Source organism: Priestia sp. AB, from assembly GCF_028369225.1.
In the GTDB taxonomy this organism is placed as follows: Bacteria; Bacillota; Bacilli; order Bacillales; family Bacillaceae_H; genus Priestia; species Priestia megaterium.
This window is the reverse complement of the sequence record NZ_JAQMYN010000001.1, coordinates 1030601-1044728: the sequence shown is the minus strand read 5'-3', so window position 1 is coordinate 1044728 and position 14128 is coordinate 1030601. Positions and strand designations below refer to the sequence as shown.

At 40.0% G+C, this 14128-nt stretch carries 15 protein-coding genes; 7 read left to right on the top strand and 8 right to left on the bottom strand.

Features of this window, described 5'->3' with window-relative positions; genetic code table 11:
• Positions 1-24: 24 nt before the first annotated feature.
• Complete coding sequence (locus POF52_RS05390) at positions 25-1419, bottom strand: amino acid permease (RefSeq protein ID WP_013084495.1); 1395 nt, start codon at positions 1417-1419, stop codon at positions 25-27.
• Positions 1420-1952: 533 nt separating this feature from the next.
• On the opposite strand from POF52_RS05390, the gene pruA reads away from it, so the two are divergent.
• The 3 genes from pruA (at position 1953) to POF52_RS05375 (ending at position 5484) form a co-directional block, all read left to right on the top strand.
• On the top strand, positions 1953-3521 hold the full coding sequence (gene pruA / locus POF52_RS05385; RefSeq protein ID WP_013084496.1) for an L-glutamate gamma-semialdehyde dehydrogenase: 1569 nt from the start codon (positions 1953-1955) through the stop codon (positions 3519-3521).
• Between the two features lie 72 nt (positions 3522-3593).
• Positions 3594-4508 (top strand): proline dehydrogenase family protein, encoded by a 915-nt coding sequence (locus POF52_RS05380; protein ID WP_016765136.1) that lies wholly within the window; start codon positions 3594-3596, stop codon positions 4506-4508.
• Between the two features lie 172 nt (positions 4509-4680).
• On the top strand, positions 4681-5484 hold the full coding sequence (locus tag POF52_RS05375; protein ID WP_271990467.1) for a YwqG family protein: 804 nt from the start codon (positions 4681-4683) through the stop codon (positions 5482-5484).
• A 62-nt stretch (positions 5485-5546) separates the two neighbouring features.
• Here the strand turns inward: POF52_RS05375 and POF52_RS05370 are convergent, their stop codons facing one another.
• A complete protein-coding gene (locus POF52_RS05370) occupies positions 5547-6074 on the bottom strand; it encodes a YcxB family protein (RefSeq protein ID WP_176583208.1) in 528 nt (175 codons plus the stop codon).
• Positions 6075-6246: 172 nt separating this feature from the next.
• Here POF52_RS05370 and POF52_RS05365 point away from each other — a divergent pair, with 172 nt between their 5' ends.
• Complete coding sequence (locus POF52_RS05365) at positions 6247-6633, top strand: glyoxalase (protein ID WP_271990463.1); 387 nt, start codon at positions 6247-6249, stop codon at positions 6631-6633.
• A gap of 26 nt (positions 6634-6659) precedes the next feature.
• On the opposite strand, the gene POF52_RS05360 is transcribed toward POF52_RS05365, so the two are convergent.
• Complete coding sequence (locus POF52_RS05360) at positions 6660-6812, bottom strand: hypothetical protein (RefSeq protein ID WP_271990461.1); 153 nt, start codon at positions 6810-6812, stop codon at positions 6660-6662.
• Between the two features lie 190 nt (positions 6813-7002).
• Here POF52_RS05360 and spoIIP point away from each other — a divergent pair, with 190 nt between their 5' ends.
• Positions 7003-8187 carry a stage II sporulation protein P gene (spoIIP, locus tag POF52_RS05355; RefSeq protein ID WP_176583211.1) on the top strand — a complete coding sequence of 395 codons (1185 nt, stop codon included), beginning with the start codon at positions 7003-7005 and terminating at the stop codon, positions 8185-8187.
• A gap of 24 nt (positions 8188-8211) precedes the next feature.
• Here spoIIP and POF52_RS05350 read toward each other — a convergent pair whose 3' ends face one another.
• The 5 genes from POF52_RS05350 to pgaC form a co-directional block, all read right to left on the bottom strand.
• The gene (locus POF52_RS05350; RefSeq protein WP_016765142.1) at positions 8212-8361 is read right to left on the bottom strand and encodes a hypothetical protein; all 150 of its coding nucleotides are present in this window, start codon (positions 8359-8361) and stop codon (positions 8212-8214) included.
• An 82-nt stretch (positions 8362-8443) separates the two neighbouring features.
• Positions 8444-10159 (bottom strand): sensor domain-containing protein, encoded by a 1716-nt coding sequence (locus POF52_RS05345; RefSeq protein WP_271990457.1) that lies wholly within the window; start codon positions 10157-10159, stop codon positions 8444-8446.
• 379 nt (positions 10160-10538) lie between these two features.
• On the bottom strand, positions 10539-11405 hold the full coding sequence (locus POF52_RS05340) for a polysaccharide deacetylase family protein (RefSeq protein ID WP_271990454.1): 867 nt from the start codon (positions 11403-11405) through the stop codon (positions 10539-10541).
• Complete coding sequence (gene pgaD, locus POF52_RS05335; protein ID WP_034649662.1) at positions 11402-11863, bottom strand: poly-beta-1,6-N-acetyl-D-glucosamine biosynthesis protein PgaD; 462 nt, start codon at positions 11861-11863, stop codon at positions 11402-11404. Before pgaD ends, POF52_RS05340 begins: the two co-directional genes overlap by 4 nt.
• Positions 11821-13077, bottom strand: a complete 1257-nt coding sequence (gene pgaC, locus POF52_RS05330) for a poly-beta-1,6-N-acetyl-D-glucosamine synthase (protein ID WP_271990449.1) — start codon at positions 13075-13077, stop codon at positions 11821-11823. The genes pgaD and pgaC overlap by 43 nt, the downstream gene beginning before the upstream one ends.
• A gap of 281 nt (positions 13078-13358) precedes the next feature.
• Between pgaC and POF52_RS05325 the strand changes: the two genes are divergently transcribed.
• On the top strand, positions 13359-13877 hold the full coding sequence (locus POF52_RS05325) for a ferritin (RefSeq protein ID WP_271990446.1): 519 nt from the start codon (positions 13359-13361) through the stop codon (positions 13875-13877).
• Between the two features lie 22 nt (positions 13878-13899).
• Positions 13900-14100 (top strand): hypothetical protein, encoded by a 201-nt coding sequence (locus tag POF52_RS05320; RefSeq protein WP_271990443.1) that lies wholly within the window; start codon positions 13900-13902, stop codon positions 14098-14100.
• The last annotated feature ends 28 nt before the right edge of the window (positions 14101-14128 follow it).

Genomic DNA, 14128 nt, shown 5'->3' with positions numbered 1-14128 from the left:
CCCTCGTGATGATTTTCTCTTCTATTAAGAAATTCTTTTATTCCCCTGCCCTGATAGGGAACTATCATCTTTTTTCTTTTTCGTAAAGAAGTACGAACATACCACAAATACAGCAATCAGCAGCGTGAGATAAAACTGAGTGCGAAGTGAATCAATAAATGCCATCGCAATAAAGATACTTGTGATCGCCGCAATCGTTCCATACGTTAAATAAGGAAACAGCCACATTCTGATTTTTAATGCTTCCGGCTTTTCTTTTTCGTATTTCTTTCTCATGCGAAGCTGTGAAAAAGCAATAACAAGGTACACAAGAAGCGCTACGCCTCCCGATGCGTTTACTAAAAATAAAAAGATTTTATCAGGTGAAAGATAGTTAAAACCAACGCTGATGTAAGAAATCACGGTACATCCTACAATGGCATTAAACGGAATGCCTTTTTTATTTACCTTCAAAAACATGCGCGGCGCGTCTCCTTTTTGCGCCATTGAGTACAGCATACGAGAACTCGTGTATAGACCTGAATTTAAGCAAGACAAAACAGCAGTCAGTACGATAAAGTTCATAATTTGAGCCGCTGCCGGAACGTTTACCAGCTCTAATATCGAAACAAACGGACTTTTCATCAAGCTTGAAGAATCCCACGGAAGAATAGTCACTAAGATTAAAATAGACCCAAGATAAAAAATTAAAATACGATAAATAACGGTATTTGTTGCGATGGTGATCGCTCGCTCAGGCTGAGCCGATTCTCCAGCGGCTGTTGCGACAATTTCTGTCCCCATAAAAGAAAACATGACAATCGCCACTCCTAAAAAGACGGAGCTGATTCCATTTGGAAGAAATCCTCCTCTATGAAGAAGATTCGATGCTCCCGGAGACTCTACTCCCGGTATTAAACCGAGGATGATCGCTCCTCCTAAAAGTAAAAACAGCACTAAACTAACTACTTTAATAAGTGAAAACCAGTATTCAAATTCACCAAATGATTTAACAGAGTATAAGTTCGTTAACGTTAGTAAAAACGTCAGGATCAGACTCACGCCCCAAGACGGTAAAGACGGAAACCAATATTGAATAATCGTTGAACCCGCAATCGCTTCAACTGCAATAACAATTACCCAGAAAAACCAGTACAGCCAGCCGATTGTGTAGCCGGCCCACGGCCCAAGCGCTTCTCTGGCATACGTGGCGAACGAGCCGCTTGAAGGATTAGCCGTAGACATTTCCCCCAGCATTCGCATAACTAAAATCACCAGCAAACCGGCAAACGCGTACGAAAAAATGGAACCAGGACCCGCTGCGTTAATGAGCGATCCACTTCCAATGAACAAACCGGCACCAATAATTCCCCCTAAAGAAATCATGGTTATGTGTCGAATTTTTAATTCTTTTTTTAACTCAGGCGGTTGATGACTCATGTTAAAATCCTCCTTATAGGAACCGTCATTTAAAGAATTACACGTTCTTCGCATCGCGCGTTAAATATGTAAGCCCTTACAACAATGTGGACAAATAACTGCTGTTTTTCTACCCTCCTTCTATCTGTACATTCAAATGAAGCCTTCACTTGACGAAAAAGATAGCTTCATTCGACAAAAATTACTTTTCGAATTATATGATAATTTATATTGAACAACTTTGTCTATTGTTTTTTTGAAAGGAAGATCATTTTAATTTACTACCGATAAACTCTTTCCCTTATCGTAATTCTTTACTTCAAAACATCTTTTCTTATACTTTACCGACACTCCTTTCTTTTCGTTTTGTTCAAAATCACTATAAAAACCATAGATTCATTGGCATTTTAAACAAAAGTGTTTATTTTTAAATTTTTTTGAACATTTTTGTTAAAAAACTATGTACAAAACGATAATAAGGTGATTATAATACAGGTATAGGGTGTTGGAATATTAATTATGTTTAAAATTTTCTAAAAAAAGGGGTAATGAAAATGAACACAATGAATATCAACGAAATCAAACAATACAAACACGAGCCTTTCACAGACTTTACGATTGCACAAAACAAAGATGCATTTGAATCTGCATTAGAACTTGTACAATCAGAGCTTGGTAAGGACTATCCTCTTGTAATTGGCGGAGAATTAATTACAACAGAAGATCAAATTCAGTCCATTAACCCAGCAAATAAAACAGAAGTTATCGGCCGCGTGTCAAAAGCAGATCAAGACTTGGCTGAAAAAGCAATGCAAGCAGCACTTTCTACTTTTAATACGTGGAAAAAAGAAGCGCCGGAAGCACGAGCAGATATTCTTTTCCGCGCAGCGGACATTATTCGCCGCCGCAAGCATGAATTTTCAGCTTACCTTGTGAAAGAAGCCGGAAAACCGTGGAAAGAAGCAGATGCTGATACAGCAGAAGCAATTGACTTCCTTGAATACTACGCTCGCCAAATGGTGCAGCTAAAAGACGGTGCGCCTGTGGAGAGCCGCGACGGTGAAGAAAATAAATTTAACTACATTCCGCTTGGTGTCGGCGTTATTATTTCACCGTTTAACTTCCCGTTAGCAATCATGGCTGGAACAGCAGCAGCAGCAATCGTAGCAGGAAATACGGTTCTATTAAAACCGGCTAACAACACACCGGTTATCGCAGCAAAATTTGTAGAAGTAATGAAAGAAGCGGGCCTTCCAGACGGCGTACTGAACTACGTGCCGGGAAGCGGAAGCGAAATTGGCGACTATTTAGTAGATCACCCAAAAACACGCTTCGTTTCATTTACGGGTTCGCGTGAAGTAGGCTGCCGCATCTATGAACGCGCGGCAAAAGTACAGCCTGGTCAAATCTGGCTAAAACGCGTTATTGCTGAAATGGGCGGTAAAGATACGGTCGTTGTAGATAAAGATGCTGATTTAGATTTAGCTGCTTCTTCTATTGTGTATTCAGCATTTGGCTTCTCTGGACAAAAGTGTTCAGCAGGCTCTCGTGCAGTTGTTCACCAAGACGTATACGATATCGTTCTTGAAAAAGCAGTTGCGCTGACAAAAACATTAACAATGGGAAGTCCTGAAGATGTGAACACGTATATGGGACCTGTTATTGACCAGGCTTCTTTCAACAAAATTACAAAGTACATTGAAATCGGTAAAGAAGAAGGCCGTTTAATGACGGGCGGAGAAGCAGATGATTCAAAAGGCTACTTCATTCAGCCTACGATTATTGCAGATGTAGATGAAAAAGCACGTTTAATGCAAGAAGAAATCTTCGGCCCAGTCGTAGCATTCTGCAAAGCGCGCGACTTCGATCATATGATGGAAATTGCTAATAATACAGACTACGGCTTAACAGGTGCCCTACTTTCAAATACGCCTGAGCACATCGAACGGGCAAAAGAAGAGTTCCACGTCGGAAACCTTTACTTCAACCGCGGTTGTACAGGTGCCATCGTTGGGTACCAGCCGTTTGGCGGATTTAACATGTCAGGAACAGATTCAAAAGCTGGCGGTCCTGATTACTTGATTCTGCACCTGCAAGCAAAAACAACAAGCACAACGCTTTAATACTCAGTAGAGCAGCCCTAGGCTGCTCTATCTTAAAACAACAAGGGATTTTTTCTATAGGGGGAGATATTTATGTTAGCAGAGGTATCTAAAAATGTGTTTCTTCACGCTTCCCAAAATAAAGCGCTAAACAAAGCGGCGAAAAAATGGGGTCTTCGCTTTGGTGCAGCTCAAGTGGTAGCTGGCGACACGATTGAACATGCGATCAAAAAAGTACGGGAACTGAATGAAAAAGGACTTGTTTGTACGCTTGATCATTTAGGGGAATTTGTTTCAAGCAAAGAAGAAGCTATCGAAGCGACTCAATATAATGTCAGAACGCTGGAAGCTATGGGGCAAGCCGGTGTAACGTGCAACTTATCTGTCAAAATGACGCAGCTTGGTTTGGATATTGACCGCAGTTTTTGCGTTGAGAACATGCGCCGCATTCTTGAAACAGCGAAAAAATACGATAACTTCGTCCGAATCGACATGGAAGACTACGCCCACTGTCAAATGACGCTAGATATTTTACGAGAGCTTCGCGAGACGTTTGATAATGTTGGAACGGTTATTCAAGCTTACCTGTTCCGCGCTGAACAAGACGTAAAAGAGCTAAAAGGCGTTCCTCTTCGATTGGTAAAAGGGGCGTATCAAGAATCACCAACCGTGGCGTTTCAAGATAAAGCCCAAATTGACGAGAACTATATGCGAATTATTGAAGAACATTTGCTCAGCGGAACATACACGGCTATTGCATCTCACGACCACAATATTATTGCAAAAGTAAAAGAGTTCGCTCACAAAAACAACATCCCGCGCACGCAGTTTGAATTTCAAATGCTGTACGGATTCCGCACAGACATGCAGCTTAGCCTTGCAAAAGAAGGCTATACAATGCGTGTATACGTTCCATTTGGCAACGACTGGTTTGGCTACTTTATGCGCCGCTTAGCGGAAAGACCGCAAAACGTCGCATTTGCTTTAAAAGGATTCTTTTCTAAATAAGCAGTTATTTAGTAAGTTTCTTAATGAAAACGCTATCATTTCTTTGTACCCTTTGTAGATGCTTCTGCAAAGGGATTTTTTATACGATTTCTCTTCCCTTTCAGTATGTATTAAGGTAAAATAAAAATACGAACAAACGTTCTTTTTATTTCAAACAAAAAGGAGAGTACATATGAATCCTCTATCAAAATTAGAACTGCCTCCTAAGCTAGAACCTTACCGAAAAGAAATCGAAAAAACATGTAAGCCTTACATCCACATCAATACGGTTATGAACAGTCCAAAATTATATGAAAGCAAGTTTGGCGGCAACCCTTACCTTCCTCTAGAAGCAAATCATCCTCTTGATTCTCAAGGTAAGCCGATGCTCCTGATGGCACAAATCAATTTTTCTGAAGTACCTTCCTATGAAAATATGCCCATTCAAGGCATGCTTCAATTTTTCATTTGCGGAGCTAATAACGAAAGCACGGGCGATATGTATGGTCTTGATTTTGACCATCCTACGGCTCAAAAAGACTTTCGCGTCGTTTTTTATGAAGACGTAACCACAGATGAAAAAAAGCTAACAACCGATTTTACGTATCTTGAAGACATTGACCGGGATATGTTCCCTATTCCTCAAGAAGTAGGCTTACAGTTTGAAATAAAAATCGAACCCGTTTCCCCCACTGACTATCGATATAATGATATAGAATCAGATTTATTTGAAGATGAAGAAACTGAAGAAATCTACTGGGATGAGCTTACGGGCGAGTATCATAAAATGGGCGGATACGCTTTTTTCACTCAAAGCGATCCTCGAGACTACGATGAAGCGCTGCGAGCATACGATGTTCTGCTTCTTCAATTCGCCATGGACGACGAAGCGGATATTATGTTTGGTGATGCGGGTGTGGCCAATTTCTTTATTAAAGAAAAAGACCTTCGCAACCGTAACTTTAGAGATGTTTTATACAACTGGGACTGCTGTTAACAAAACGCCCTCTTAGAAAAGTATCTAGGAGGGCGTTTTTCCACATTATTATTATTTACTACTCAGCCTGTTTTTTCGTCTCTTGCAGCATTCAGCGTTTCTTTAAACTGCTGTAGCGCTTTTACATCTGCAAATGTGTTTATAGGAATAACATATCCGCTCATTGCGCTAACAAGAATAAAGATATGTTCATCGGTTTCTCTAATTTGAGTGATGCTTGACCAAGGAGTCTTCACTTCTCCTTTTGAGCTTTTCTCTACCAAGCCATCTTCCGTAACCATTATAGTATGCTCACCCGTCAGACTGCTGTTACCTTCTTCATTCATCACCTTGATAATGTTCTTTTTAATACTGCCGTAAAAATACTTCGGATAAAATAAAAACCAAAGCACCGCAAGCAGCGCAAACGCTGCGAACATGCCAAGTAAAAATTCTCCTTCAACCCACGAAACAAGCAAAGGAATAAGAAGAAAAATAAGCGACATCCATCGCTGAACTCTCAGCACTTTTTGTACTCTTTCCGAATGTTGAGCGTGATGCATGTTAAAAGCTACGTAATCATCTTTGGTTAACGTATAGTGATATTCCATATTAATCTCCAATTCTCTTAAATAACAACAAAATAAAATATACCTCATTTGGTGTTATATGTATATAGAATAATAAGTTTTTCTTATGAAACACATCAACTTTTTATCATTTATTTACACATATACATCACGTAAACTTAACTAGTACTCTACTATTTAGGGAGGAATGTTTATGACTTTTACACTGACGCATATTGATCATATTCAGCTAGCTGCACCCCCGAATTCAGAAAGCGAAGCACGACACTTTTTCGGAACCATTCTTGGCTTAACAGAAGTTGAAAAACCGGAAAGTCTAAAAAAGCGCGGCGGCGTGTGGTTTGAATTTGGTTCTTATCAGCTGCATATTGGTGTTGAACCTGCCTTTTCACCCGCAAAAAAAGCACATCCAGGCTTTCACGTTAAAAATCTCCCTGCGTTCAAAGATCATCTGACTAGCTTCGGTATTTCTTTTATAGAAGACAAAAACATTCCCGGTGTCGAAAGAATTTACGTGGATGATCCTTTTGGCAACCGAATGGAGTTCTTAGAGAAAGTGAATCTCCCTTTTTCTAACTGAATGTTCGACAAAACAAGAGCTCTTATTTAAGAGCTCTTGTTTTCTTTTGGTCCTTCTTTTTGCTTTTCTTTCCACAGCATGTATAGCAACATCCCCAGCACACAAAATGCCACGCCAAACATTGTTAAAGGAAATAAAAATGTATTAATAAAATAATGATAAACCCATGAGTCGTTCATCTAACCAGCTCCAATACGCACCGTTTTTTTACAGTATGCCCTAATATAAGCTTTTTTATGTTGTGTTAAATATCATGGTTTCTATCATATTTCTATTTCTTTTTAATAGAGTAAATAGTAGATACATAACATTCTCCTCTTAGAGTTCTCATCCGCTGATTTCAAAATTTTATTAGAGGAGGTTTACTCTATGAAAAATAAGTTTACTGAAAAGCCTAAAAAGCTTTTTTGGATCCTTTCTTATAAATCATTAATTATCGCTATACTATTTGTTCTTTTAACATCAGCCGCTATTTTTACCGTCACGTATTCAACTCTTCAGCATACGCTGCGCTCAAACGTTGTCTATCAAGCACTATCAAATTATAAAGCCCAAAGCTTGTTCTACTTCATGCATACGGAAAACCATCATTTCTCTCATGCCTTTGAAGAGGACTTCTCCCCGCCTCCTCTCTCTTCTGTCGCCCTGCAGCTGGCGACGAATATTCGCGTGGCAGATACAAGAAGTCTATTTGGATCAGAACTGCCCGGCTTTTCTATTTTTGATTCTCATATTCTATTAGCCGGTGAAGGAACGGATTATACCACGATTCCCCATGAATCGGCTCCTCCTCTCGAAAGCATTTCCGGGGAGCGTGATTTGGATCCTGCTGAAAGCAAAACGTACGAAGAAAGCAAAAAACAGTCTCAAACACAGGCCAAGCAAAGTACGGGAGACAGAAAAGTTGTGTACATCTACCACACGCACAGCTGGGAATCTTATTTCCCTTTACTTGGTATGCAAGGTGAAGCGAATGAAAATAAAGCCGTTGATAACAAAACCAACATCACGCTCGTTGGTCAAATGCTAGGAATGGAATTAAAAGCAGACGGAATCGGTTCGGAAGTAGATACAACTAATATGACGCAAAAGCTGAATGAAAAAGGCTGGGGTACGGGACGAGCCTACATGATGTCTCGCAACGTGGTGGAAACGGCTCTTCAGCAAAACAAAGACGTCGATTATTTAATTGATATTCATCGTGATTCACTGCGCCAAGAAAAAACAACGGCCGCTATCAACGGCAAAGCGTACGCTAAAATGATGATTGTATTAGGTGAAGCGAACCCGAAATTTGATGAAAACGTGAAAATGGCCAAAGCGATTCATGAAAAGCTAGAGGAAAAATATCCAGGCCTTAGCCGCGGAGTATTAAGCAAAAAGAAAACAAGCGGCAATAACGGGCTATATAATCAAGACTTATCCGACCGCTCCATTTTAATTGAAGTAGGGGGCGTCGATAACAATATGGAAGAACTCACAAATACCGTCAAAGCTTTTTCTGATGTGTTCAGCGAGTATTACTGGCACGCTGAAAAAGTGAATGCGCAGTAAACAAAAACTAGCTACCCCAGGTAGCTAGTTTTTGTTTTTATGAGAGTCACGCTTCTCCTCTTTTTCACACGCAAAGCACACCAGCTTCCCTTCAACAACCACACCGTTTAAAAATCCCTCTAAACAGTACACGTTCTTTTGACATACTGTGCAGATTCCAACGTACTCTTTCACGAATTTCTCACTCCTTCCATACGATTAAAAAACCATAAAAAAGCTCTATTAAAGAGCTTCTTTCCGTACATAGGATTTTCCTTCATTTCAACAAACGGCTCATTTCCTCGGGAGAAAGCGGCTTATCGAATAGATAGCCTTGACCAATATGACAGCCTTGCTCCGTCACAAACTGCAGCTGTTCTTCGTTTTCGATTCCTTCTGCAGTTAGATCAAAGTTAAGTTTCTTTCCCATTTGAATAATCGTTTCCACGAGCACTTTTCCAACTTCGTCTAAGTCGTCAATAAATGATTTATCAATTTTTAACGTATTAATCGGCAAGTGTTTGAGATAGCTAAGGGATGAATAGCACGTTCCGAAATCATCCATCGCCACTTTTACGCCTAGACTCCGCAGACGGTTTAACACTTTTTTTGATTCTTGACTGTTTTGAATAACGCTTTCAGTGATTTCAAGTTCCAGAAAGCGCGGCTCAAGGCCCGTTCTTTTCAAAATTTGTTCCATCTCCGCTACGAATCGTGAGGACTTCAGCTGAATAGGTGATACGTTCACTCCTATTTTACTCGCTAGTGAATTCAGCTCTGTCCATGCTTTCATCTGCTTACACGCTTCTTCTAACACCCACTTGCCAACCGGCACAATTAGACCCACTTCTTCTAAAACAGGCAAAAATTCATTTGGATAGACGGTACCAAATTTTGCGCTATTCCAGCGAATAAGCGCTTCTGCCCCTATGACATCAGACGTTTTCAAATCGATTAACGGCTGATAAACGAGCTGAAACTCATCTCTTTCTAGCGCATACTTTAACTCATTCTCCATGCTGATTGTTTTAATTATTCGTTCATTAGATGAAGACGAACTCATTTCGTATGTGTTTCGTCCATTCCGTTTTGCTACATACATCGCAATATCTGCTTGCTTGATCAGCCGGTCGATTAGTTCATCTGCGTCTTTTGGAATAATATGCTGCTGACATTCCTTTGAAAATAGGCTGATGCCAACGCTTGTAGAGGTTAACACTTTATCACCGTCTATATAAAAAGGAAGCGACATTTCTTTTACAATCTGTTCGGTCATTTCTTCAATTTCCTCAACAGTTTTTAGTGAATGCAGGACTAAAATGAACTCATCGCCCCCGTGCCTCGAGATAAAATTAGAGGAAGGAATACATTTTCTTAACCTTTCTGCTACGCGCCCCAGCAGCACATCGCCGTGATGATGGCCAAGCGTATCATTTATTGATTTAAAGCGGTCTAAATCCAAAAATAAAATGGCCAGCAGTTCAGGAGATTCTCGATTTAGAAGCAGTTTTTTCAGCTGCTTGTTTAACCAGTAGCGATTAGGCAAATTGGTTAACGGATCATAATAAGCCATTTGCTTAATTTTCTCTTCATATGTTTTTCGTTTTGTAATATCATTGCGAATCGATACGTACTGATACGGCTTACCCGGCTCATCTAAAAAAGGAACAATGGTTGTATCCACCCAGTAGGACGAACCGTCTTTTGCCTTATTTTTTATTTCTCCGTGCCATACCTTACCGGATCTGATCGTGCTCCATAACTCTTTAAAAAACAAGCTTGAATGATGTTTCGAATTAATAATACGATGATCCTGACCGAGAAGCTCATGTCTTTCGCACTTAGAAATTTCACAGAATTTATCGTTCACGTGATTGATGAATCCGCGACTATCCGTAATTGCTACAATCGATGATTCATTTAACGCAAGTTCAATATCATTTAGTTTTTTCAGCGCTTCTTTAAATTTATATTCAAAATGCCTGTTTTCCATAGCCTATACACCTTTATCAAAATTTTAACGATAAAACAAAACCCATGACGAAATGATAGAGAGGAATCGAGAATAATGAATACAAATTAACCAGTAACGGACAACGGATTGGTTTGTCTGATTACCTTACATTATTAAAATAGCAAACGTAGGATCGCTGTTTTCCTCTTTTCACCTTCACAAACTTCTTACAAGAAGTTCGTAAAAAAATTGATAGATTGTTTCGTTTATCCATGTCTTTTATTACAACTTTTCTATGGTACCATTAAAATGATCTTTATAGAAATGAAAGTGTACTTTCTTCACTTAATCGACATACCTTTTGATGGTGAACAAAAAAAAGCCTCTGCTTTAGACAGAGGCTTTTTACATTTTCTTCTTACGTGCTCGTACGTGTCACCCAAGGAAGAATAAGGTTTTGAAAGGTTTTGTTGTATACAACAATTCGATTCAGATAATAAGGATCGTTATCTTTTGTAATAAGGTGGGGCGCTAGGATAGCTGCTTGGTGAAAACCAGCATCTTTTACAATCTTAGCTACGTCATCATTTGTATTGCCGTATGGATATGCAAAGTAAACCGGGTCTATTCCTAAATGGTTCTTAATCGTTTCTTTGCTTTTTCGTAAATCTTCAGCAAACACGCTGTATTTAGCAGGCGTCAGAAATAAAGGCTTGTCTTCTTCTAAACGGTGCATATCATATGTATGCGAACCGATTGTCGCAAGGCCGCTGTCTTTCATTTCTTTTAGCTGACTCCACGAAGCCATGTTTAAGTTTTGAAAATCCGTTGCCCCCACTTGTCCTGCGATTACATATAGCGTAAACGGAATGTTTTCCTTTTTTAACATGGGAAACGCGTTTTGATAAACAGTACGGTCGATATCATCAAATGAAATCCATACGCAGCGTTTTGGAAACGTGCCTTTTTGCTGATACGCTTCAATATCTTTTGGCGTAACAAACGTAGCGTCAAGTTCCTTCAGCTTTTTTAACTGATGTTCAAAATCATTGCTGTAGACGCTGTACTCTGTCAGTTCGTCAGACTTTGTAACTGAGCTGACAACTCGATTAAACCAATTATGCTTGCGCACGCGATGATAATTTAAGCCTAAGCATCCGTTCGTCTCAAGCGCTGGCTCCACGGTCGTTGTTGCTTTCGCCTTGTCTTCCCAGTTCACTACTTTAAAGAAAATAAAGCCAACTACCGCTGCCGCAATCAAAAGAAAGAATACATATTTCTTCATGCGTGCTTCCTCTCTTCAGTATGTTTTAACGGATTAACATCAAACTCGATGTACTGTGCACGCTGAAGCTCTTGAATTTGATCCTTGGATAAAAGCTCAAGACGCTCTAAATCTTTAATACTCGTATACGCCGGCTCTTTTCTTCGGTTTAAGCTTCCAAATCTCTTTTTGTTGTAGGATCTCCATAAAAACAGAGCCAGGAAAAAGAAGCAAAAAATAGCAAGTCCAATTACTAAAAACGTTCGAATTTCGCCGTTCGTCGTTTTGAACGCAATTTTTAATACCCCGCTGTAACGGTCATTTACGCCGATAACAGCTGAAAGAAAAAACCAAAGAACAATGGCACAATAGAGCCAAAAAACAGATGAAACAATGATGCTTACCACTAATCGAGCAAGAGGCTGTTTGGCTTGAATCATGATTTGCTCTTCGTTAAGCCGCGGTCTGGACTGCTCCATGTAGCATAGCCTCCTTTCACTCTAGATCTGATAGCACGAGGAAATGCGCCCACTACCACAATCGTATTCACAATCCAATAAAGCGCTGGGTACCATGCAGCCCATACGTAATACCGCTTCACGTTATCGTATTTTGAATCAATTTTCAGCGCAATAAACAGTTGAATTAAGCTCATAAACACCAGGGAAAATGACGTAAACGTAAACCAAAACAGCATGTCTTGGGGGCTGCTCGCCGTAACAAGCAGCATGATAGTCACAAACAGCCATGCGAATGACCAAAGGGTACTGATCCACTGCTCTAGGTATACAATCCAAATTCTGCGCTGCTTCCATTTTAATAACACTTTCCAGTGGCGAAGCATTACCTCTTGTCCGCCTTGAGCCCAGCGTACTCGCTGGTTCCAAATTCCTTTTAAGGTTTCGGGCACAAGCATCCAGCACAATGCCCGCGGTTCATAGCGGATATCCCAAAAGCGCTGCTGCAGCTTCCAGCTCACGGCGATATCTTCCGTAATCATGTCACGATCCCACAGCCCGATGTCTACAAGTGCTTTCTTTCGAAAAGCTACTACTACGCCTGAGACCGTCATTACTTTTCCTAAAATTCGCTGTGTTCGTTTAATAGAACCGATAATAGAAGAATACTCAACTAGCTGAATGCGACTCAGCAGCGTATTACGGTTTCGAATGCGCGGATTTCCGGTAACGGCTCCCAGCCGTTCCCCTTTATGAAGAAAATGGTGGATTAGATAATATGGAGCGTCTTGATCTAAAATAGCGTCGGAATCTAAGCAGATTAAAAACTCAGCTTTAGATGCGTGCGCACCTAAATGTAACGCGTTGGCTTTTCCTTTATTTTCATAAAGCTGAATCACACGAACTTCAGGGTGATTTCTGCTGATTTTTTTAAAAATATCAGCTGTTCCATCCGTACTGCCATCGTTAATAAGGATGATTTCTTTAGACGGATAATCTAACGCCAAAAGGTGCTTAAGCGTTTCTTCAATCGTCTCTTCCTCGTTATAGCAAGGCACTAAAAAGCTCACTAACGGCCAGTCAATTGTTGAAAAATCAACTTTAGGATCTCGGTCGCGATAGCGTATGTAAATAAGCGTGCCTGCAATCCAAAATAAAGACATAATAAATGGGTACCAGAAAACAAAGCTCGCAAGCTTTTCAAATCCAGGTATTAATACGTGTTGCATATTCATTTTTCTGACTCCTTCACACCAATTAAAATTGCACAGAGTGACAATTTTATCACTAAATTGGTTAAATAGAACATAGTAATTTTAACCATCTGAAAAAAGATACTTTTAAACTATTTTTATTCCTATATTATACAACTCTTATATGTAAGTAAGAAGCACCAATAAAGGATGGGCAAGTTACCTACTTAAAGACGTGACATATAGTATCTTTGTAGATTAAAAGCGTGATGATTGCAGGTAGTATACGAAAAAAAACTTTTCCCTAAGGAGGAATAACAACTATGAACGAACAAATTCAAAAGCTGCTCAATAACTTAATTCAACTTGAACACGTCTCTTCGACTTTATACCTAGCTATGTCTAACTATATGAATCGATTAAACTATAAAGGAATGGGCAGCTGGCTGCGTCTGCAGTCTGAAGAAGAACGCACTCATATGCTAAAACTCATTGACTACTTAGTTGACCGCGGCGGAATGGTAGAATTAAGCTCTTTGCCTGCTCAGCCAAGTGAGTTTGGGACACCGTTAGAAACGTTTCAAAAAGTATTGGAGCATGAGAAGTTCGTCACGAATTCTTATCGTCAAGCGTTTCAATTTATCAACCAAGCGAATGACCCTCAAACGTTAGTCATCGTGCAGGACTTTTTACGAGAACAAGTCGACGAAGAAGCTCAAGCTCAAACGATTGTAGACCGTTTAAAAATCGCCCAAAATAACCCTGCAGCTATCTTTATACTCGACCAAGAACTAGGACAGCGAAAAGCTGCACCAGCGGGTGGAGCAGCTGCGCAAGGTTAAAAGCGCAGAAGAGTATAGAACAATGTGCAGAACCAATAACACGGCGCCCCTTTCCTTGTTTCGAGTTGGGATTCATCACGGCTATTATGGATATCCGCCCAATGTGTATGACGCCATTCAAAGGCTTATGAATCAATATATGCATCAGTTTCACTATCATCGGCCTCAATACGTTCACGTCTACTCCGTGCATCCTTCTCTTATTCACTACTACCTTCACTAAGTTAAGGAAAATAGAGAATTTTGCTTCA